Genomic DNA, 17,547 nt, shown 5'->3' with positions numbered 1-17,547 from the left:
CGCGAGGACGCGGGCGGCCCGGCCGCCCGCTCGGGAGGGGGCACCGCCGGGCCGGCGGTGCCCCCTTTCCCGTCCCCGGGCCCGGTCTACTCGTACGCCGCCAGGTCGGCGATCGCGGAGAACCCGAGCCCGTAGGCGCTCATCCCCCGCCCGTACGCCCCGAGGTGCACCCCGCTGGCGGTGGATCCGGCGAGCACCCACCCGAACTCCGACTCCCGGTAGTGGAACGGCGTCGGCTCCCCGTCCACCGGCAGCGACAGCGTCGACCAGTCCGGCCCCGCGAGGTCGTCGGCGAGTTCCCAGGCGGCCTCGGTCTGCTGGTCCAGCCAGTCGTCGCGCCGGGTGTGGTCCATCTGCGGCGGCCAGCTGTAGGTCAGCAGCCCCGAGCCGGCCAGCCAGGCCGCCGAGGCGACCGAGGTGGCCTCCAGGACGCCGGTCCCGTCAGCGCTGCGGCGCAGCGGGTTTCCGGCGACGGTGATCACCACCGCGAAGCGGTCCTTCTCGCCGGTGGCGATCTCGCCCCGGGCGGAGGGCTCGTCGCCGTGGCCGGTGGAGCCGTGCTGGACGGTGCCGTCGGCGCCGGTGCCGACCTGCATGAGCCAGCGGGGGCCGGTGAAGGCCCCGTCCAGCCCGTACCAGGGGAAGTCGGCCTTCAGGTATCCCGCCGCCCCCCGGCGGGCCGACGGGACGGGCGCGGCGGTCTCGGGGGCCTGGCCGGGGGCGGCCTCGGCGGTATGGTCCGGGGGCTCGGTCAGCCCGGGTGGCGGTGCGTCTTCAGGGGCTTCGGCAGGGCGTACGCCTACGCGGCCGGTGCTCGTCGTCTCCATGGGCGGCCTCTCGTTCCGTGGGGTCCGGAACGGCCCTCCCCCGCGCTGCGCTGGGGGACCCCTCCGCGGGCGGCCTGGGTCCGGACAGATGGAGGATAGCCATCCGGCCCGGGATCGAGGGGCAGGCTGCGGCTCAGGTGGCGTCGGCGTCGAAGGGCGTACGCGCCTCCTGGGCCGGTGCGGCGGGCTTCTTCAGCAGGTCCGGACCGGTCCCGGCGGCGGGCGTGGCGGACGGCGTGGCGGAGGCCGGGGCCGGTCCGCCCTCCCGGCTGTTGACCGCGTCGGTGACCTCGTTCAGCTCCTTGCGGAGGTCGAAGCTGGTGCGGAGCTCCTGGAGGTCCTCGTTCTCGGTCAGCTGCTTGCGGATGAAGGTCTTCGGGTTCAGGTCCTCGAACTCGAAGTCCTTGAACTCGGGGCCCAGTTCCGAGCGGATGTCCTGCTTGGCGCTGTCCGAGAACGCACGGATCTTGCGGATGAAGCCCGAGACGTCCTGGATCACCTTCGGCAGCTTGTCCGGGCCGAAGACGAGGATGGCGAGCACCACGATCGTGACCAGCTCGAGTGCGCCTATGTCGTTGAACACCTTGCCGCTCCTCGGCTCTCTCCACTTCCGGCCCGGTCAACGGTACCCGGCGTTCCTTGCCCGCCCCTACGCCGGTGCGGGACCGTTCACGGATTCACCCGGGCGTCATCCGGTATTCGTGTGGGGACGGCCCGTCTCAGGAGCCGCTCGCCGAGCCGAGGACGACGTCCAGCGTGCGCTCCTTGCCGTCGCGCAGCACGGTCAGGCCCAGGCGGTCGCCGGGCCGGTGGGCCCTGATCTTGATGATCAGCTCGTCGCCCCCGTGCACGCGTACGCCGTCCACCTTCGTGATCACGTCGCCCGGCCTGATCCCGGCGCGGGCGCCGGGCCCGTCGGCCACCACGGAGGGCTTGCCGCCCTCGCCCTTGGCGTCGACCCTGGCTCCGTCGCCGTTGTACTCCATGTCCAGGGTGACGCCGATGACGGGGTGGGTGGCGCGGCCGGTGCGGATGAGTTCCTCGGCGACGCGCTTGCCCTGGTTGACGGGGATGGCGAAGCCGAGACCGATGCTGCCGCTCTGGCGGGTGGGGTCGTCGCCGTCCTCGCCCTTGTCGGCTCCGCGGATGGCGCTGTTGATGCCGATCACGTGGGCGCGGGCGTCGAGGAGCGGGCCGCCGGAGTTGCCGGGGTTGATGGGGGCGTCGGTCTGGAGGGCGTCGACGTAGCTGATGTCGCTGCCGTCGCGCTTCTCGCCGCCGGCGGTGATGGGGCGGCCGGTGGCGCTGATGATGCCCGAGGTGACGGTGTTGGAGAGGTCGAAGGGGGCGCCGATGGCCACCACCGGGTCGCCGACCCGGACGTTCTCGGAGTTGCCGAGCGCCAGCGGGCGCAGGCCGCGGACGCCGTTGACCTTCACCACGGCCAGGTCGTAGCCGCCGTCGCGGCCGACCAGCTCGGCGGAGACGCTCTCGCCGGTGCTGAAGGTGACCGTTATGTCCCGGGCGTCGGCGACGACGTGGTTGTTCGTCAGGATGTGGCCCTGCCCGTCCAGGACGAAGCCGGTTCCGGTACCACTGCCGCCGCCCCCGCTGACGTGCAGGGTGACCACGCCGGGCAGTGCGGTCGCCGCGATGCCGGCCACGCTGTCGGGGGCCCGGCCCTTGTCGTCGGCGGCGGCCTGCGGGAGCTCCAGGCGGGTGCCGGTGCGCCGCTCGGCGAGGATGCCGAGGTAGCCGCCGGCGCAGCCCGCGAGGAGGGCGATCACGGCGCCGAGGACCGCCAGCTGCCACAGGGCCGGGCCTCCGCGCGCCCTGCCGTGGTCCACGACCTGGAGCGGGGCGGCGGACCAGGGGTCGTAGCGCGGGCCGGCCTGGGAAGTCGCGGAGGCGGATCCGGAGTCGGGGGCGGGGGCCGCAGGAACCTCTCCGGGCTCCGCGGCCGCCGTCTCCGGGGTGCCGGCGGGCCGGCTCCACCACCGCGGAGCCGGACCGTTGTGCTGACTGTCGGACATGGGCGCTCCCCCGCTGGGCCTGGCGCACCGCGGGGCGGCGCGTGTGCCGCAGATTCAACCAGGTGCCCGGGCCCCTCGGGGCCCGGGTCAGCGGGAGAGCGAGACCGGCTGCGCCGTCGCCGGGGCCGAGGAGGCGGCCGTCGGCAACTGCCCCACCGGGACCGGGCCGGCCGGCACGCCCGGGGTCGGCTCCCGGTCGCGGACGAAGGCGTCGGTCAGCGGCACGGCGGATCCGGGCCGGGTGGCCGGCGCATCGCCTCGCGCGTTCGGCTCGATCCCGTCCAGCGGCAGCGAGCCGCCGAGCGCGATCGCGGCCAGCGACACGGCTCCCGCCGCCACGAAGGCGAACCGGCGTCTGGGACGGCCCACCTCATGGATACGGAAACCCTCCCGCGGGGCGGCCGCGGGCGCGTACCGGAACGAGGAGAAGGGGTCGGCGCCCGGAGCCGGGGGCGCGAGCGGAGCCCCCGGTCCGCCGCCCGGCCCGGCAGGTCCCTCGGGACCCGCCCCCGGCAGCCCCTGGAGCCGGGCCAGCAGCCCGGCGGACAGCGGCGGCGGGGCGCTCTCCACGAACATCGTCTTCAGCCGGCGCTGCGCATCGGCCTCGGCCTTGCACTTGGGGCAGGTCGCCAGGTGCGCCAGCACCCGCTCGCGCGCGTCGTGCTTCAGTTCCCCGTCCACCAGGGCGGCGAGCCGGTCGCCCAGGTGCTGCTCCGCGGGGGAAGGACTGGCTCCGCTCACTCGGGGCCGCCCTCTCCCCCGGTGCCCGGCGCACCCACCGCCACGCCCGCGAGCGCGCGCTGTTCGGCGCGGGCGGCGGGAGAGCGATGCTTGAGCGCCTTGCGCAGGTGCGAGCGGCCCCGGTGGATCCGGCTGCGGACGGTGCCGAGCTTCACGCCGAGGGTCGCGGCGATCTCCTCGTACGACAGGCCCTCGATGTCGCAGAGCACCACGGCCGCACGGAACTCGGGCGCCAGGGTGTCCAGCGCCTGCTGCACGTCGGCGTCGAAGTGCGTGTCGTGCAGGACCTGCTGGGGGGACGGTTCACGGCTCGGCAGCCGCTCGGCGGCGTCGTCGCCGAGCGCGTCGAAGCGGATGCGCTGCTTGCGGCGCACCATGTCCAGGAACAGGTTGGTGGTGATGCGGTGCAGCCAGCCCTCGAAGGTGCCCGGCGTGTAGGTGGACAGCGAGCGGAAGACGCGGACGAAGACCTCCTGGGTCAGGTCCTCCGCGTCGTGCTGGTTGCCCGTCAGGCGGTAGGCGAGGCGGTACACCCGCGCGCTGTGCGTGCTGACGATCTCCTCCCAGGTGGGAGGGGTCCACGCCGGGGAGCCCGCATCGGCGGCAAAGGTCGCGGTGGTCGCGGTGGTCGCGGTGTGGGCGTTGTGGGCGGTGTGGAAACGGTCAGCGGTGTAGGTCACGGATTTCGGCTCACCCGCCGACCAGAAGAGACGTCTGAGGACGCCGCCACGATCCACAGGCGCAGCCGCACCTCCCCTGTCGGCTCTGGTGGTGTCCAGCGGAGTCCCTACCATAGCCACCCCTCCCGTCAGCTCTGGATAAGCTTTTTTGCAGTAACTTTGCACGGGCCTGGGGGTCCGGACCGCCGATCTGCCCGCAGCCGTCCCCTCTATCCCGCCTCTCACCCTCCCAACGCCCGGTCCCATCTGCGGGTTCCCGACGTCAGCGGATACAGTCACCGTTGCGCCAACTATGGGGACAGGAGAGGGTCATTAGCGGCAACCGGCAGACGAGCTGGGCGTTCGCCGACGCGTTTGTCGCCGAGGACGACGCTCTGCGATGGGCCCGAGACCGGTCCAGGGAAGCGGGCCTGCGGTCCGTGTCCCCCGGCACCGGGGCCGCGCTGCGCCTGCTCGCCGCCACCGCGGACGCCAAGGCCGTCGCCGAGATCGGCACCGGGACCGGCGTCTCGGGGATCCACCTGCTGCACGGGATGCGGCCGGACGGGGTACTGACCACCGTGGACCCCGAGCCGGACCGGCAGGCCTTCGCCCGCCAGGCCTTCCGCGCGGCCGGCTTCGCGGGCAACCGGGCGCGCTTCATCCCCGGCCGGGCGCTGGACGTGCTCCCGCGGCTCGCGGACGGCGGGTACGACCTGGTCTTCTGCGACGGCGATCCGACCGAGTCGCTGGACTACCTCGCCGAATCGTTGCGGCTGCTGCGACCCGGGGGGCTGGTGTGCTTCGAGGGGGTCTTCACGGACGGCCGCACCGTCGACTCCACCGCCCAGCAGGCGGAGGTCCTGCGGGTCCGCGAACTGCTGCGCAGCGTCCGCGAGAGCCCGGCCCTGGAGTCCGCCCTCCTCCCGGTGGGCGACGGGCTGCTGTGCGCGGTGCGGCGCTAGCCTCGGCGTGCAAAAACCGCGGCCCGGGCCGTACCGGAGCCGGATGGCCGCCGGGGCCGGGGCAGGCGCGAAACAACGCCGCCCCCGCCGCGGTGGCGGCGGGGGCGGGGTGAAGATCTGGTGGGGCCGAGGCTCAGCCGACGACCTTCTTCAGGGCGTCACCCAGGGCGTCCGCCTCGTCCGGCGTCAGCTCGACGACAAGCCGACCGCCGCCCTCGAGCGGTACGCGCATGACGATGCCTCGCCCCTCCTTGGTGACCTCGAGCGGGCCGTCGCCCGTCCGCGGCTTCATGGCCGCCATGCTCGTTCCCCTTCCTGAAACCAGCTCATCGTCAGCCGACGGCCCCGTTCAGGCGCCTAGTACCCGGCATCGAACACATTGCTTCCCAGCCATTATCCCGCATGTCAGGACCCGATGACCAACATCAGCGGGGAACGCTTGCGCAACGCGCTCGGCCAAAACCACTCATTTCGGGGATCCGCCTGCGATACTTCGCAGCTGCCCCCGGGGGAAGGGCTCCGCTTTGTAGGACGCACATCACATGACCGCCCCCGGTCCCGTCCGCCATGCTGGCCCTTGCACCGGCCGGTACCGGCCGGTAGCCAAGCCCGCGACGAAGGGGGACCCCCGCCATGGCCGACAGCGTGCTCTACGAAGTGAGCGACGGGCTCGCGACCATCACCATCAACCGGCCCGACGCCATGAACGCCATGAACACGGAGGCCAAGGTCGCCCTGCGCGACGCGGTCCGGGCGGCGGCCGCCGACACCGCCGTACGGGCGGTCCTGCTCACCGCCGCCGGGAACCGGGCCTTCTGCGTGGGCCAGGACCTCAGGGAGCACGTCGGGAACCTGGCGGCGGACCGCGAGAGCGGATCCCGGCTCACGATGAGCACGGTCTCCGAGCACTACAACCCCATCGTGCGGGCGCTGACGGAGATGCCCAAGCCGGTGGTGGCCGGGGTCAACGGCGTCGCGGCCGGGGCCGGCTTCGGTTTCGCCCTGGCGGCGGACTTCCGCGTCGTCGCCGACACGGCCTCCTTCAACACCTCCTTCGCCGGGGTCGCCCTGACCGCCGACTCCGGGGTGTCCTGGACCCTGCCCCGCCTGATCGGTGCCTCGCGCGCCTCCGACCTGCTGCTGTTCCCCCGCTCCGTCAAGGCGCAGGAAGCCTGGGAGCTGGGCATCGCGAACCGCCTGGTCCCCTCGGACTCGCTGCACGCCGAGGCCGAGGCGGTGGCCCGTACCCTCGCCTCGGGCCCGACGGTGGCCTACGCGGCGCTGAAGGAGTCCCTCGCGTACGGGGCCTCCCACTCCCTCTCCGACGCCCTGGAGCGCGAGGACGTCCTGCAGACCCGCGCGGGGGCCTCCGAGGACCACTCCATCGCCGTCCAGGCCTTCCTCTCGAAGCAGCCGCCGCAGTACCTCGGCCGCTGACGCCTCACCCCTCGCGGGAGACGCAGCCCGCGAGGTGGTCGTTGACGAGGCCGCAGGCCTGCATCAGGGCGTAGGCCGTGGTCGGCCCGACGAAGCGGATGCCTGCCTTCCGCAAGGCCTTGGCCAGGGCCGTGGACTCCGGGGTCACCGCCGGCACGTCGGCGGTGCTCCTCGGGGCCCGGCCCGGCTCCTCGGGGGCGTGGGACCAGATCAGCTCGTCCAGCTCCCCCGGCCGCCAGCCGGCCAGCACCTTCGCGTTGGCGAGGGTGGCCTCGATCTTGGCCCGGTTGCGGATGATCCCCTCGTCGGCCAGCAGCCGCTCGGCGTCGGCCGGGCCGAACCGGGCGACGGCGGCGATCTCGAAGTCCGCGAAGGCCTTGCGGAACCCCTCGCGCCTGCGCAGGATCGTCAGCCAGGACAGCCCGGACTGGAACGCCTCCAGGCACAGCCGCTCGTACAGCGCGTCGTCGCCGTGGACGGGCCTGCCCCATTCGGTGTCGTGGTAGACGACGTAGTCCGCCGTGGACAGCCCCCACGGGCAGCGCAGCCCGCCGTCCGGGCCCGCCAGCAGCCCGGCGCCGCTCACCGCTCGTCCTTGGTGAGGTCGACCCGCTCCGCCGGGGCCGGGTTCCGCGCCGCCGTCAGCTCCGCGATCCGCGCGTCCCGCTCGGCCAGCTCGGCCGCGAGCCGGTCCAGTACGTCGTCCACCTCGGCCATCCGGTAGCCGCGCGGCGCGACCGGCAGCCGCAGGGCGTCGATGTCGGCCCGTACCACCGGCCGGCTCTCCGGCAGCGCGTCGGCCACCCGGTCCGGCTCGGCTTCCGGCAGCACGGCCTCCGCGCCCGAGCCGATCACCGCGAGGGTGACCGCGGCCACGACCACGACCAGCGCGATCAGCAAGAACCAGAACACGATCAACTCCCCTGAGAGACTCCGGCCACCAGGTTAAGGTCGCAGACGAGGCGCGAGGGTCGCCGAAGGAGGAAAGAGCAGGATGCTGCGACTGGGCAGGCGCGAGTTCGACACCCACGAGCCGGTGATCATGGCCATCGTCAACCGCACCCCGGACTCCTTCTACGACCAGGGCGCGACCTTCCGCGACGAGCCCGCCCTCGACCGGGTGGAGCGGGCGGTGGCCGAGGGCGCGGCGATCATCGACATCGGCGGGGTCAAGGCGGGCCCGGGCGAGCACGTGGACGCGGCCGAGGAGGTCCGGCGCACGGTCGGCTTCGTGGCGGAGGTGCGCCGCCGCCACCCGGACGTGGTGATCAGCGTCGACACCTGGCGGCACGAGGTCGGCGAGGCCGTCTGCCAGGCGGGGGCGGACCTGCTGAACGACGCGTGGGGCGGGGTGGACCCGCAGCTGGCGGAGGTCGCCGCGCGCCACGGTGCGGGGATCGTCTGCACCCACGCCGGCGGGGTCGAGCCGCGCACGCGGCCGCACCGGACCTCGTACGAGGACGTGATGGAGGACATCCTGCGCGTCACGGTCGGGCTCGCGGAGCGGGCCGCGGCCCTCGGCGTGCCCCGGGAATCGATCATGATCGATCCGGGCCACGACTTCGGGAAGAACACCCGGCATTCACTGGAGGCCACCCGCCGCCTCGCGGAGATGACCGAAACCGGTTGGCCGGTGCTGGTCTCCCTGTCCAACAAGGACTTCGTCGGCGAGACCCTCGACAGGCCGGTCAAGGAGCGCCTGCTGGGCACCCTGGCGACCACCGCCGTCTCGGCGTGGCTCGGCGCGCAGGTCTACCGCGTCCACGAGGTCGCGGAGACCAAGCAGGTCCTGGACATGGTCCGCTCGATCCAGGGCCACCGCCCGCCGGCCGTGGCCCGCCGCGGACTCGCCTGAGGGCCGCGCCGCCCGGGGCCCGGGCGGCGCGGACCGAGCCGCTACTTGCCGACTTCCTTGGTCACCAGCGCGATGGCCTCGTCGACGTCGTCCGTGACGTGGAAGAGGTAGAGGTCCTTCTCCGAGGCCTTGCCCTGGGCGATGACCGTGTTGCGCAGCCAGTCGATCAGCCCGCCCCAGTACTCCGTGCCGAAGAGCACGATGGGGAACCTGGTGATCTTCTGCGTCTGGACCAGGGTCAGCGCCTCGAACATCTCGTCCAGGGTGCCCAGTCCGCCCGGCAGCACCACGAACCCCTGGCTGTACTTCACGAACATCGTCTTGCGGACGAAGAAGTACCGGAAGTTCAGCCCGAGGTCGACGTGCTGGTTGAGCCCCTGCTCGAAGGGCAGCTCGATGCCCAGGCCGACGGAGATGCCGTTCGCCTCGCGGGCGCCCTTGTTGGCCGCCTCCATCGCGCCCGGGCCGCCGCCGGTGATGACGGCGAAGCCGGCGTCGACGAGCGCGCTGCCGATCCGCACGCCGGCTTCGTACTCGGGTGAGTCGGCCGGCGTGCGGGCCGAGCCGAACACGCTGATCGCGGGCGGCAGCTCCGCCAGCGTGCCGAAGCCCTCGATGAACTCCGACTGGATGCGCAGGACCCGCCAGGGATCGGTGTGCACCCACTCGGAGGGTCCGGCCGAGTCCAGCAGCCGCTGGTCCGTCGTACTGCCGGCCTGCACCTGGCCCCGCCTGCGCAGCACCGGCCCGAGCTGTTGTTCCTCGGGCCGACGACGTGCAGACCTGTCGGGATTGCCGGGGTTGCCCATGATGTGCTCCCTCCTGCTGATCGTTGGATCAGGGTAGGCGCACGAAGGTGGCCGGAAGGGGAATTTACGAGGTCAGCCAGGCGCGGAGTCGTTCCTCGCAGTGCAGGATCGCCTTCGTCTCGACGCGCTCGTCGACCTTGTGAGCCAGCAGCGCGTCGCCCGGGCCGTAGTTGACCGCGGGGACGCCGAGCGCGCTGAAGCGGGAGACGTCCGTCCAGCCGAACTTGGGCATCGGCCGGCCGCCGACCGCTTCCATGAAGGCCGCCGCCGCCGGGTGGGACAGGCCCGGCAGGGCGCCGCCCGAGGAGTCGTCGACCACGAACTCGGCGACGCCGCAGTCCGCGAAGACCTCCCGTACGTGGGCCAGCGCGTCGGCCTCGCTGCGGTCGGGGGCGTAGCGGAAGTTCACGGTCACCGTGCAGGCGTCCGGGATGACGTTGTTGGCGACGCCGCCCTCGATGCGGACGGCGTTGAGGCCCTCGTGGTACTCCAGGCCGTCGATGACCGGCTTGCGGGGCTCGTACGCGGCCAGCTTCGCCAGGATCGGGCTCGCGGAGTGGATGGCGTTGGAACCCATCCAGCTGCGCGCGGAGTGGGCGCGCTCGCCCTCGGTGCGCAGCAGCACGCGCAGGGTGCCCTGGCAGCCGCCCTCGACCTCGGCGTTGGAGGGCTCGAGCAGCACGGCGAAGTCGCCGGTCAGCCAGTCGGGGTGGGCCGCCGCGACCTTGCCGAGGCCGTTGAGGTCGGCGGCGACCTCTTCCTGGTCGTAGAAGACGAAGGTGAGGTCGCGGTTCGGCTCGGGGACGGTCGCCGCGATCCTCAGCTGCACGGCGACCCCGGACTTCATGTCCGTCGTGCCGCAGCCCCACAGGACGTCGTTCTCGTCCAGGCGGGACGGGACGTTGTCGGCGATCGGCACGGTGTCGAGGTGGCCGGCGAGGACGACGCGCTCGGCGCGGCCGAGGTGCGTACGGGCGACGACGTTGTTGCCGAGGCGGTCGACGGTCAGGTGCGGGAGGGCGCGCAGCGCGTCTTCCACGAGGTCGGCGATCACCTTCTCGTCGCCGCTCACGGAGGGGATGTCGACGAGCCGGGCGGTCAGCTCGGCAGCGTCCAGGGTGAGGTCCAGCTCGGATTCGGGCATGGAACTGACCCTAACGCCCCGGGATGGGCGGGAAGCTGGAGCGTCCGGCCGGTGGACGGTATATCGGCCTCAAGTACGGTGGGCCGCGTGTCCGAGACCGATCGCCCCCGCCCCCGCCGCCGCCGGCCGTTCCGCAAGGCCGTGGGCCTGGCCGTCCTGCTCGCGGTGATCGGGTACTTCCTCGTGCAGCGCGCCTCCAACAGCGGTCCCGCCTACTGCACGGCTTCGGCCACCGGGGCGGGCACCGCGGGTGCGGGGACCGTCCAGACGTACGAGATGACCCATGAGCAGGCGGCGAACGCGGCGACGATAGCGGCGGTCGGCATCTCCAAGGGGCTGCCGGACCGCGCGGTGACCATCGCGCTGGCGACGGCGATGCAGGAGTCGGCGCTGCGCAACCTCGACCACGGGGACCGGGATTCGCTGGGGCTCTTCCAGCAGCGGCCCTCGCAGGGCTGGGGGACGCCGCAGCAGATCATGGACCCGGTGTACTCGGCGGGGATCTTCTACGACCGGCTCGCGGAGATCAAGGGCTACACCCGGCTGCCGCTGACGGTGGCGGCGCAGAAGGTGCAGCTCAGCGGCTTCCCGCAGGCGTACGCGAAGCACGAGCCGGACGCGGCGGTCCTGACGGCCGCCTTCGGCGAGAACGGCATCCCGGCCTCGCTGGCCTGCTCGGGCCCGGCGCCCGCGCCGGGCGACCCGGAGAAGGTGCGGGCGGAGCTCGCGCGGGCCTTCGGCAAGGAGGCCCGGGAGGCGCTGGGCGCGGGCCGGGCGGGCGCGGCGGCCGGCCGCTCGAAGCCGGCCGGCACGGTCTCCGAGGCGGAGGTCGGCCTGCGGCTCAAGGAGGGCGGCGGCCCGGCCGAGGCACGGCGGGGGCGGGCGATGGCCCACTGGGCGGTGGCCCGGTCGAAGGAGCTGGGGATCGTCCGCGTCTCGTACGACGGCTCCTCCTGGGTCGCCGGCCGGGACGGCGGCGCGTGGCGGGGCAAGGGCGGGGAGGGCGGCCGCAAGGGCGGCGCCGGGGACCCGCACGACGCGGCTCCGGGCGAGGTACGGATCTTCGTGGCCCGCGCCACGGCCCACTGAGCGGCCCGCGCCCGGCCCGCTGAGCGGCCCGCCGAACGGCCGGGCGGCCCTGGCGGGGGCGGTCAGGCGTACGGTCCGTCACCCGGGAGGGGTGTCCGGGCTCCCCGGCCGTACGGCCCGCGTACGGACAGAAGCGCAGGTGGGAGCGGGTCCGGTGCTCTTGTCACGGAAGCCGATTAAACGATGCGTTACCGATCCTTTACCCGGGGGGTCCGCAACTCCTCCCACCCCGGGAGCGGTTGTACGGGCGTACTCAGCCGCTACCGCTTAGGAGCATCATGACCCTCCCCCTGACCCGTCGGATCGCCCGCGCCGCGCTTCTCCTCGCAGCCGGTACCGCTCCCGTGGTCGGTGCGGCAGGCGCCGCCAGCGCGGCCGACGCCGTGGGCCTGGAGTCCCTGCCGAAGCTGAACACGCTCACCGCGCCGGACACCGGCGCGGCCACCGACGCCGCGCACACCGCCACCGAGGCCCTCCCGGCCGCCGCTCCCGTCGCCGGTCCCGCCTCCGACGTCGTGGGCGGCGCGGCCGGCGCGGGCCAGATGCTGGGCGGCCTGCCGGTCGCCGAGCAGCTGCCGGTGGGCCAGCTGCCCCTCGGCGGCCTGCCGCTGGGCGGCTGACCACCGGTCACCGGCCTCCGGTCACCGCGAGGACGCCGAGGGGGTCGGGAGCGCGTGCTCCCGACCCCCTACGGGTGTTCCCGGCGTCCCCGCGCTCAGCCGAGGCGCTTGACCGCGGCCGCGACCCGCTCGTCGGTGGCGGTGAAGGCGACGCGGACGAAGCGCGCGCCGGCCTCCCCGTAGAAGTCGCCCGGCGCCACCAGGATGCCGAGCTCGGCGAGGTGGGCGACGGTGTCCCAGCAGGGCTCGTCACGGGTCGCCCACAGGTAGAGGCTGGCCTCGCTGTGCTCGATCCGGAAGCCGTGCGCCTCCAGGGCCGTGCGCAGCGCCTCGCGGCGGGCGGCGTAGCGGCCGCGCTGCTCCTCGACGTGGGCGTCGTCGCCGAGCGCCGCCACCGTGGCCGCCTGGACCGGGGCGGGGGTCATCATGCCGCCGTGCTTGCGGATCTCCAGCAGCTCGCCGAGCACGGCCGCGTCACCGGCGATGAACGCGGCCCGGTAGCCCGCCAGGTTGGAGCGCTTGGAGAGCGAGTGGACCGCGACGAGGCCCTCGTACGAGCCCCCGCACACGTCGTCGTGCAGGACGGAGACGGGCTCGGCCTCCCAGCCCAGCTCCAGGTAGCACTCGTCGCTGAAGACCAGGATCCCGTGCTCGCGCGCCCAGGCGACGATCCGGACCAGCTCTTCCTTCGGGATGACCTTCCCGGTGGGGTTCGACGGGGAGTTGAGCCACAGCAGCTTCACGCCCGCCGGGTCCAGCTCCGTCGGGTCGTCGTAGACCACGGGCTCGGCGCCGCACAGCCGCGCGCCGACCTCGTACGTCGGGTAGGCGAGCCGCGGGTAGGCCACCTTGTCGCCGGCGCCCAGGCCCAGCTGGGTCGGCAGCCAGGCCACCAGCTCCTTGGAGCCGACCACCGGCAGGACGTTGCGGTGTCCGGCGGCGCTCGCGCCGAGCCGGCCCCGCAGCCATCCGGTGATCGCGTCGCGCAGCGCGGGCGTCCCCCACACCGTCGGGTAGCCCGGGGAGTCCGCGGCGCCGACCAGGGCGCGCCGGATCAGCTCCGGCACCGGGTCCACGGGGGTGCCGACCGACAGGTCGACGATGCCGTCAGCGTGGGCCGCCGCCGTGGCCTTGTACGGCTCCAGCTTGTCCCAGGGGAAGGCGGGAAGACGGTCGGAAACTGCGGCCACGGTGCTCTCTGCTCTCTGTGAGGTGCGGGGGCTGTGTCGTACGGAGAAACGGCTCGGTCCCGCGCGGCAGCGGGGCCGTACGGGACCGAGAGGCGCGTCTGCCGAGAACGGTCAGTGCTCGCCGGCGTTGATGTCGGCGGGCAGCGCGGCGACGAAGGGGTGGTCGCGCTCGATCAGGCCGAGCTTGGAGGCGCCACCGGGCGAACCGAGCTCGTCGAAGAACTCGACGTTCGCCTTGTAGTAGTCCTTCCACTCCTCCGGGGTGTCGTCCTCGTAGAAGATGGCCTCGACCGGGCAGACCGGCTCACACGCGCCGCAGTCGACGCACTCGTCCGGGTGGATGTACAAGGACCGCTGGCCCTCGTAGATGCAGTCGACGGGGCACTCTTCGATGCATGCCTTGTCCTTGACGTCGACACAAGGCTCCGCGATGACGTAGGTCACGCTCTCGTTCCTCCTCGGTAGGGCTGTCCATTCGCGCGGGAGCGCGGCGTCGTCGATGCCCGCACCTAGTATCTCCGTTCCCGGGCACGATCCGAACAGGAGGGGCGGACAGAGCTGTGGAAATCACTGCCGGTGGACTGCTGGAGATCCGTATCACCCCGGCTGACGTGGGTAAACGAGTCTCTGTACGACGGGTCGAGGAGGGCGGGAGCGCAGCCCCCTCCTTCGCGGACACGGTCGGGGTTCTCACATCCTGGACCGGGGGTGTGCTGACGATCACACGCAAGGACGGCGTGTCCGTCCACATCGCGGAATCCTCGCTGGTGGCGGGCAAGACGGTGCCCGCCGCACCGGCCCGCCGCAGGGGTCCCGCGGCCTCCTTCGAGGAGCTGGCGCGGATCACCGCGCGGGCCTGGCAGCCGCTGGAGAGCGAGCCGCTCGGCGAGTGGACGCTGCGGGCGGCCGCGGGGTTCACCCGGCGGGCCAACTCGGCACTCGCCCTCGGCGACCCCGGGATACCCGTCGGCGAAGCACTCGAGCGGGTGACCTCCTGGTACGCGGAACGTGGCCTTCCGGCGTACGTGCAGGCCGCGACGGGCGCCGCCGGGACGCAGGAGCTGCTCTGCGCGGAGCTGGAGCGGCGCGGCTGGGTGAACGAGGTCTCGGCGCAGGTGCGCATCGGGGCCCTGGCCCCGGTCGGCGACCTCGACGCGGACGGCGTGGACGCCGTACGGCTCACCCGCGAGCCGGACGAGGAGTGGCTCGCCCGCTACGGCAGGGTCCGGGACCCTGAGCCGGCCCGGAGGGTGCTGGTGGAGGGGCCGTCGGTGTGGTTCGCCTCGCTGGGCGGCGGCCGGGCGATCGGGCGGCTCGTCGTGGACGGCCGCTGGGCCGGCTTCGCCGCGGTGACGGTCGCTCCGGAGCACCGGCGGCGCGGGCTCGCGAGGGCGGTGATGACGGCCCTGGCCCGGCGGGGGCTGGAGGAGGGTGCGTCGGCGGCGTGGCTCCAGGTGGAGGCGGACAATCCGGCCGCCCGGGCCCTGTACGACGGGATGGGCTTCACCACGCACCACGCCTACCACCACTTCCGGGCGGCGGCGTGAGCGCGTCGACGCGGGAGCAGTTCGCGGCGGAAGCCCGCTCGGAGCGGCCGGACCTGGCCCGGCTGTGCCTGCTGCTGGCCGCGGAGGGGGACCCGGAGCTGGACGAACGCGCCATGGACTGGGCCGAGATCGAGCTGGACCGGCTGGCGGGGATGCTGCCGTACGGGCTGCGGGGCGCACGGGCGTGGGCCTCGGCGGTGACGGAGCTGCTCGGGGGCCGGATGGGCTTCCACGGCACCCCGGCCGACTACGACCGGCTGGAGTCCTCGCTGCTGCACGAGGTGCTGCGGCGCCGGCGGGGCCTGCCGATCCTCCTCTCGGTGGTGTGGCTGGAGGTGGCCCGGCGGGCGGGGGCGCCGGTGTACGGGCTGGGGCTGCCGGGGCACTTCGTGGTGGGCTTCGGGGACCCGGAGGAGTCGGTGGTGGTGGACCCCTTCGCGGGCGGCGCGTCGCTGGGCGCGGGCCCGGCGGAACTGGCGTCCTCCCCGAAGTCCCCGGCCCGGACCCTGGACATCGTGCTGCGGATCCTGAACAACATCCGGGTCTGGGCCTCCTCCCGGCCGGAGCACTCGGGGGTCGCGCTGTGGGCGCTGGACCTGTCGCTGCTGCTGCCGTCGCACCCGGCGGCCCTGCGGTACGAGCGGGCGCGGCTGCTGGTGGAGCGGGGCGCGTTCCGCGAGGGCGCGACCGAACTGGAGGCGTACGCGCAGGTCATGGACGCCATCGACCCGGACTCCGCGTCCCGCATCCGCGCCGAGGCCGTCTCGGCGCGCGCCCTGCTGAACTGACCCCCTTTCCACGCACCGCGCGAGCGGTGCGTGGAAAGGGGCGGGCTAGAGCCAGCCCTTCTCGCGGGCCGTGCGGACCGCTTCGGCGCGGTTGCGGGCCGCCAGTTTCTGGATCGCCGTCGACAGGTAGTTGCGGACCGTGCCCTGCGAGAGGCACAGCCGGGCCGCCAGCTCCGCGTTCGTCGCGCCGAACTCCGCCGCCCGCAGGACCTCCCGTTCCCGGTCGGTCAGCGGGTTCGCGCCCTCCGCCAGGGCCGCCGCCGCGAGGGTGGGGTCGATGACCCGCTCGCCCGCCAGCACGCGGCGTACCGCATCGGCGAGTTGCGCGGCCGGGGCGTCCTTGACCAGGAAGGCCGAGGCGCCCGCCTCCATCGCCCCGCGGAGGTAGCCGGGGCGGCCGAAGGTGGTCAGGATGACGATCCTGAGGTCGGGGAGGGAGGCGCGCAGCGCGGCCGCAGCCTCGATGCCCGTCATGCCCGGCATCTCGATGTCCAGCAGCGCGACGTTCACGTCGTGGGACCGGGCCGCCGCCACGACCTCGTCGCCGCGCGCCACCTGCGCCAGGACCTCGATGTCCGGCTCCAGCCCGAGGAGGGCGGCGAGGGCCTCCCTGACCATCGACTGGTCCTCGGCCAGGAGGATCCGGATCGGGGCGGCGCTGACGTCGGTCATGACCCGGATCCTAGGGGGACCCGCGCCAGCAGGCGGAAGCCGGACGTGCCGGCCCGGCCCGCCGGGCCGGCCGACAGGGTGCCGCCGACGGCATCCAGGCGTTCCGTCAGGCCCGTCAGGCCGTTGCCGGGGACGGCGGCGCCGCCCGTGCCGTCGTCGGACACCGCCAGTTCGACCACCGCCCCCGCGAGGGTCTGGCGGGTGGTCAGGGTGACCGTGCAGCGCCGCGCCCCGCTGTGCCGGACCACGTTCGTCACCGCCTCGCGCAGCGACCAGGCGAGCGCCGACTCCGCCTCCTCCGGGAGCGAGCCGTCCTCGAAGCCGGCCGGCAGGTCCGCCGTCACGCCCGCCGCCGCCAGTGCCGTACGGGCGCCGGCGAGTTCGCCGGGCAGGGTCGGCCGCCGGTAGCCGCTCACGGCCTCCCGTACGTCGACCAGCGCCTGCCGGCTGACCCGCTCGATGTCCGCCACCTGCTGGGCGGCCCGCTCGGGCTGCCCGGGCAGCATGCGGCCCGCCAGCTCGCTCTTGAGGGTGATCAGCGACAGCGAGTGGCCCAGCAGGTCGTGCAGGTCGCGGGCCATCCGCAGGCGTTCCTCGTTGGCGGCGAGCTGCGCCACCGTGGCCCGGGCCTGGCGCAGCTCCGTCGTGGTGCGGATCATGGCCCGGACCCCGACCATCGCGAAGCCGCCCATCAGTGCCGGGACCAGCAGCCCGGCCAGGTACTCGTCGCCGCCCGGCACCGAGAACGCCACCGCCGTCAGCAGCGCGGTCGCGCCCGGCACCGTCCAGCGGGAGTACTCGCCGGGCAGCGCGGCCCCGGAGGAGATGGACACGTACACGAAGAGCACCAGCCACTCGCGGCCCAGGGTCAGCGACAGCACCGCGGCCTGGGTGGCGAGCACCGCCAGGGAGACCAGGACCCGCGCGACCGGCATCAGCTTGGCGGTGCGGAACACGAGCACCAGGTACCAGCCGGTGAAGGCCAGCAGGCCCAGGCCGCCGAGCAGCCGGGCGGCCGTGCCGTGTCCGCCGCGCACGAGGTCGGTGACGGGCGCGCTGAGGTAGAAGAGCCAGATGCCGATCCACAGGCTCTTCACCACCTTGTGGGTGGTGCTCTCCGGTGCCTGGCCGATCCGGCCCAGGCCGTCGGGGTCCTGCGTCAGCGCCACGG

General features: G+C 73.7%; 21 protein-coding genes. 7 read left to right on the top strand and 14 right to left on the bottom strand.

Annotation, left to right across the window (positions count from 1 at the left end; all coding sequences use genetic code 11):
- Nucleotides 1–86: 86 nt before the first annotated feature.
- The 5 genes from ACZ501_RS08360 to sigE all read right to left on the bottom strand — a co-directional run bounded on the left by ACZ501_RS08360 (nucleotide 87) and on the right by sigE (nucleotide 4,395).
- Nucleotides 87–827, bottom strand: coding sequence for a hypothetical protein (locus tag ACZ501_RS08360; protein WP_361603181.1), 741 nt, complete (start codon nucleotides 825–827; stop codon nucleotides 87–89).
- 133 nt (nucleotides 828–960) lie between these two features.
- The gene (locus ACZ501_RS08355) at nucleotides 961–1,410 is read right to left on the bottom strand and encodes a sec-independent translocase (protein ID WP_361603184.1); all 450 of its coding nucleotides are present in this window, start codon (nucleotides 1,408–1,410) and stop codon (nucleotides 961–963) included.
- A 136-nt stretch (nucleotides 1,411–1,546) separates the two neighbouring features.
- On the bottom strand, nucleotides 1,547–2,860 hold the full coding sequence (locus ACZ501_RS08350) for a S1C family serine protease (RefSeq protein ID WP_468793437.1): 1,314 nt from the start codon (nucleotides 2,858–2,860) through the stop codon (nucleotides 1,547–1,549).
- Between the two features lie 87 nt (nucleotides 2,861–2,947).
- Nucleotides 2,948–3,601, bottom strand: a complete 654-nt coding sequence (locus ACZ501_RS08345) for an anti-sigma factor family protein (RefSeq protein WP_468793435.1) — start codon at nucleotides 3,599–3,601, stop codon at nucleotides 2,948–2,950.
- Complete coding sequence (gene sigE / locus ACZ501_RS08340) at nucleotides 3,598–4,395, bottom strand: RNA polymerase sigma factor SigE (protein ID WP_361603190.1); 798 nt, start codon at nucleotides 4,393–4,395, stop codon at nucleotides 3,598–3,600. Before sigE ends, ACZ501_RS08345 begins: the two co-directional genes overlap by 4 nt.
- Nucleotides 4,396–4,562: 167 nt before the next feature.
- Between sigE and ACZ501_RS08335 the strand changes: the two genes are divergently transcribed.
- On the top strand, nucleotides 4,563–5,225 hold the full coding sequence (locus tag ACZ501_RS08335; RefSeq protein ID WP_361603193.1) for an O-methyltransferase: 663 nt from the start codon (nucleotides 4,563–4,565) through the stop codon (nucleotides 5,223–5,225).
- Between the two features lie 133 nt (nucleotides 5,226–5,358).
- On the opposite strand, the gene ACZ501_RS08330 is transcribed toward ACZ501_RS08335, so the two are convergent.
- Nucleotides 5,359–5,526 (bottom strand): DUF3117 domain-containing protein, encoded by a 168-nt coding sequence (locus tag ACZ501_RS08330; RefSeq protein WP_003966491.1) that lies wholly within the window; start codon nucleotides 5,524–5,526, stop codon nucleotides 5,359–5,361.
- 332 nt (nucleotides 5,527–5,858) lie between these two features.
- Between ACZ501_RS08330 and chcB the strand changes: the two genes are divergently transcribed.
- Nucleotides 5,859–6,662 carry a 2-cyclohexenylcarbonyl CoA isomerase gene (chcB, locus tag ACZ501_RS08325; protein ID WP_468793432.1) on the top strand — a complete coding sequence of 268 codons (804 nt, stop codon included), beginning with the start codon at nucleotides 5,859–5,861 and terminating at the stop codon, nucleotides 6,660–6,662.
- A 4-nt stretch (nucleotides 6,663–6,666) separates the two neighbouring features.
- Here chcB and ACZ501_RS08320 read toward each other — a convergent pair whose 3' ends face one another.
- Nucleotides 6,667–7,248, bottom strand: coding sequence for a DNA-3-methyladenine glycosylase I (locus ACZ501_RS08320; RefSeq protein ID WP_361603199.1), 582 nt, complete (start codon nucleotides 7,246–7,248; stop codon nucleotides 6,667–6,669).
- On the bottom strand, nucleotides 7,245–7,574 hold the full coding sequence (locus ACZ501_RS08315) for a DivIVA domain-containing protein (RefSeq protein WP_468793429.1): 330 nt from the start codon (nucleotides 7,572–7,574) through the stop codon (nucleotides 7,245–7,247). Before ACZ501_RS08315 ends, ACZ501_RS08320 begins: the two co-directional genes overlap by 4 nt.
- Before the next feature lie 82 nt (nucleotides 7,575–7,656).
- On the opposite strand from ACZ501_RS08315, the gene folP reads away from it, so the two are divergent.
- Nucleotides 7,657–8,517 carry a dihydropteroate synthase gene (gene folP, locus ACZ501_RS08310; RefSeq protein WP_361603205.1) on the top strand — a complete coding sequence of 287 codons (861 nt, stop codon included), beginning with the start codon at nucleotides 7,657–7,659 and terminating at the stop codon, nucleotides 8,515–8,517.
- Nucleotides 8,518–8,558: 41 nt separating this feature from the next.
- Here the strand turns inward: folP and ACZ501_RS08305 are convergent, their stop codons facing one another.
- Nucleotides 8,559–9,326, bottom strand: coding sequence for an LOG family protein (locus tag ACZ501_RS08305; protein WP_362461672.1), 768 nt, complete (start codon nucleotides 9,324–9,326; stop codon nucleotides 8,559–8,561).
- A 64-nt stretch (nucleotides 9,327–9,390) separates the two neighbouring features.
- Nucleotides 9,391–10,470 (bottom strand): succinyl-diaminopimelate desuccinylase, encoded by a 1,080-nt coding sequence (gene dapE / locus ACZ501_RS08300; RefSeq protein ID WP_361603211.1) that lies wholly within the window; start codon nucleotides 10,468–10,470, stop codon nucleotides 9,391–9,393.
- A gap of 87 nt (nucleotides 10,471–10,557) precedes the next feature.
- On the opposite strand from dapE, the gene ACZ501_RS08295 reads away from it, so the two are divergent.
- Nucleotides 10,558–11,559, top strand: coding sequence for a hypothetical protein (locus tag ACZ501_RS08295; RefSeq protein ID WP_362461678.1), 1,002 nt, complete (start codon nucleotides 10,558–10,560; stop codon nucleotides 11,557–11,559).
- A 278-nt stretch (nucleotides 11,560–11,837) separates the two neighbouring features.
- Complete coding sequence (locus ACZ501_RS08290; protein ID WP_361603217.1) at nucleotides 11,838–12,179, top strand: ATP-binding protein; 342 nt, start codon at nucleotides 11,838–11,840, stop codon at nucleotides 12,177–12,179.
- 95 nt (nucleotides 12,180–12,274) lie between these two features.
- Here the strand turns inward: ACZ501_RS08290 and dapC are convergent, their stop codons facing one another.
- Together dapC and fdxA are read right to left on the bottom strand one after the other, a co-directional pair.
- A complete protein-coding gene (dapC, locus tag ACZ501_RS08285) occupies nucleotides 12,275–13,369 on the bottom strand; it encodes a succinyldiaminopimelate transaminase (protein ID WP_361603220.1) in 1,095 nt (364 codons plus the stop codon).
- Nucleotides 13,370–13,480: 111 nt separating this feature from the next.
- On the bottom strand, nucleotides 13,481–13,813 hold the full coding sequence (fdxA, locus tag ACZ501_RS08280) for a ferredoxin (RefSeq protein ID WP_007266339.1): 333 nt from the start codon (nucleotides 13,811–13,813) through the stop codon (nucleotides 13,481–13,483).
- Nucleotides 13,814–13,929: 116 nt separating this feature from the next.
- On the opposite strand from fdxA, the gene ACZ501_RS08275 reads away from it, so the two are divergent.
- Complete coding sequence (locus ACZ501_RS08275) at nucleotides 13,930–14,916, top strand: GNAT family N-acetyltransferase (protein ID WP_468793426.1); 987 nt, start codon at nucleotides 13,930–13,932, stop codon at nucleotides 14,914–14,916.
- Nucleotides 14,913–15,704 (top strand): transglutaminase-like domain-containing protein, encoded by a 792-nt coding sequence (locus ACZ501_RS08270; protein WP_361603226.1) that lies wholly within the window; start codon nucleotides 14,913–14,915, stop codon nucleotides 15,702–15,704. The genes ACZ501_RS08275 and ACZ501_RS08270 overlap by 4 nt, the downstream gene beginning before the upstream one ends.
- 45 nt (nucleotides 15,705–15,749) lie before the next feature.
- Here the strand turns inward: ACZ501_RS08270 and ACZ501_RS08265 are convergent, their stop codons facing one another.
- Both ACZ501_RS08265 and ACZ501_RS08260 read right to left on the bottom strand, forming a co-directional pair.
- Nucleotides 15,750–16,376 (bottom strand): response regulator transcription factor, encoded by a 627-nt coding sequence (locus tag ACZ501_RS08265; protein WP_361610756.1) that lies wholly within the window; start codon nucleotides 16,374–16,376, stop codon nucleotides 15,750–15,752.
- A complete protein-coding gene (locus tag ACZ501_RS08260) occupies nucleotides 16,373–17,545 on the bottom strand; it encodes a sensor histidine kinase (RefSeq protein WP_468793423.1) in 1,173 nt (390 codons plus the stop codon). The genes ACZ501_RS08265 and ACZ501_RS08260 overlap by 4 nt, the downstream gene beginning before the upstream one ends.
- Nucleotides 17,546–17,547: the final 2 nt, after the last annotated feature.

This window comes from Streptomyces sp. NPDC034085, from assembly GCF_055575555.1.
Note: the sequence above shows the minus strand (reverse complement) of the source record. Positions and strands in the feature narration are given on the sequence as shown.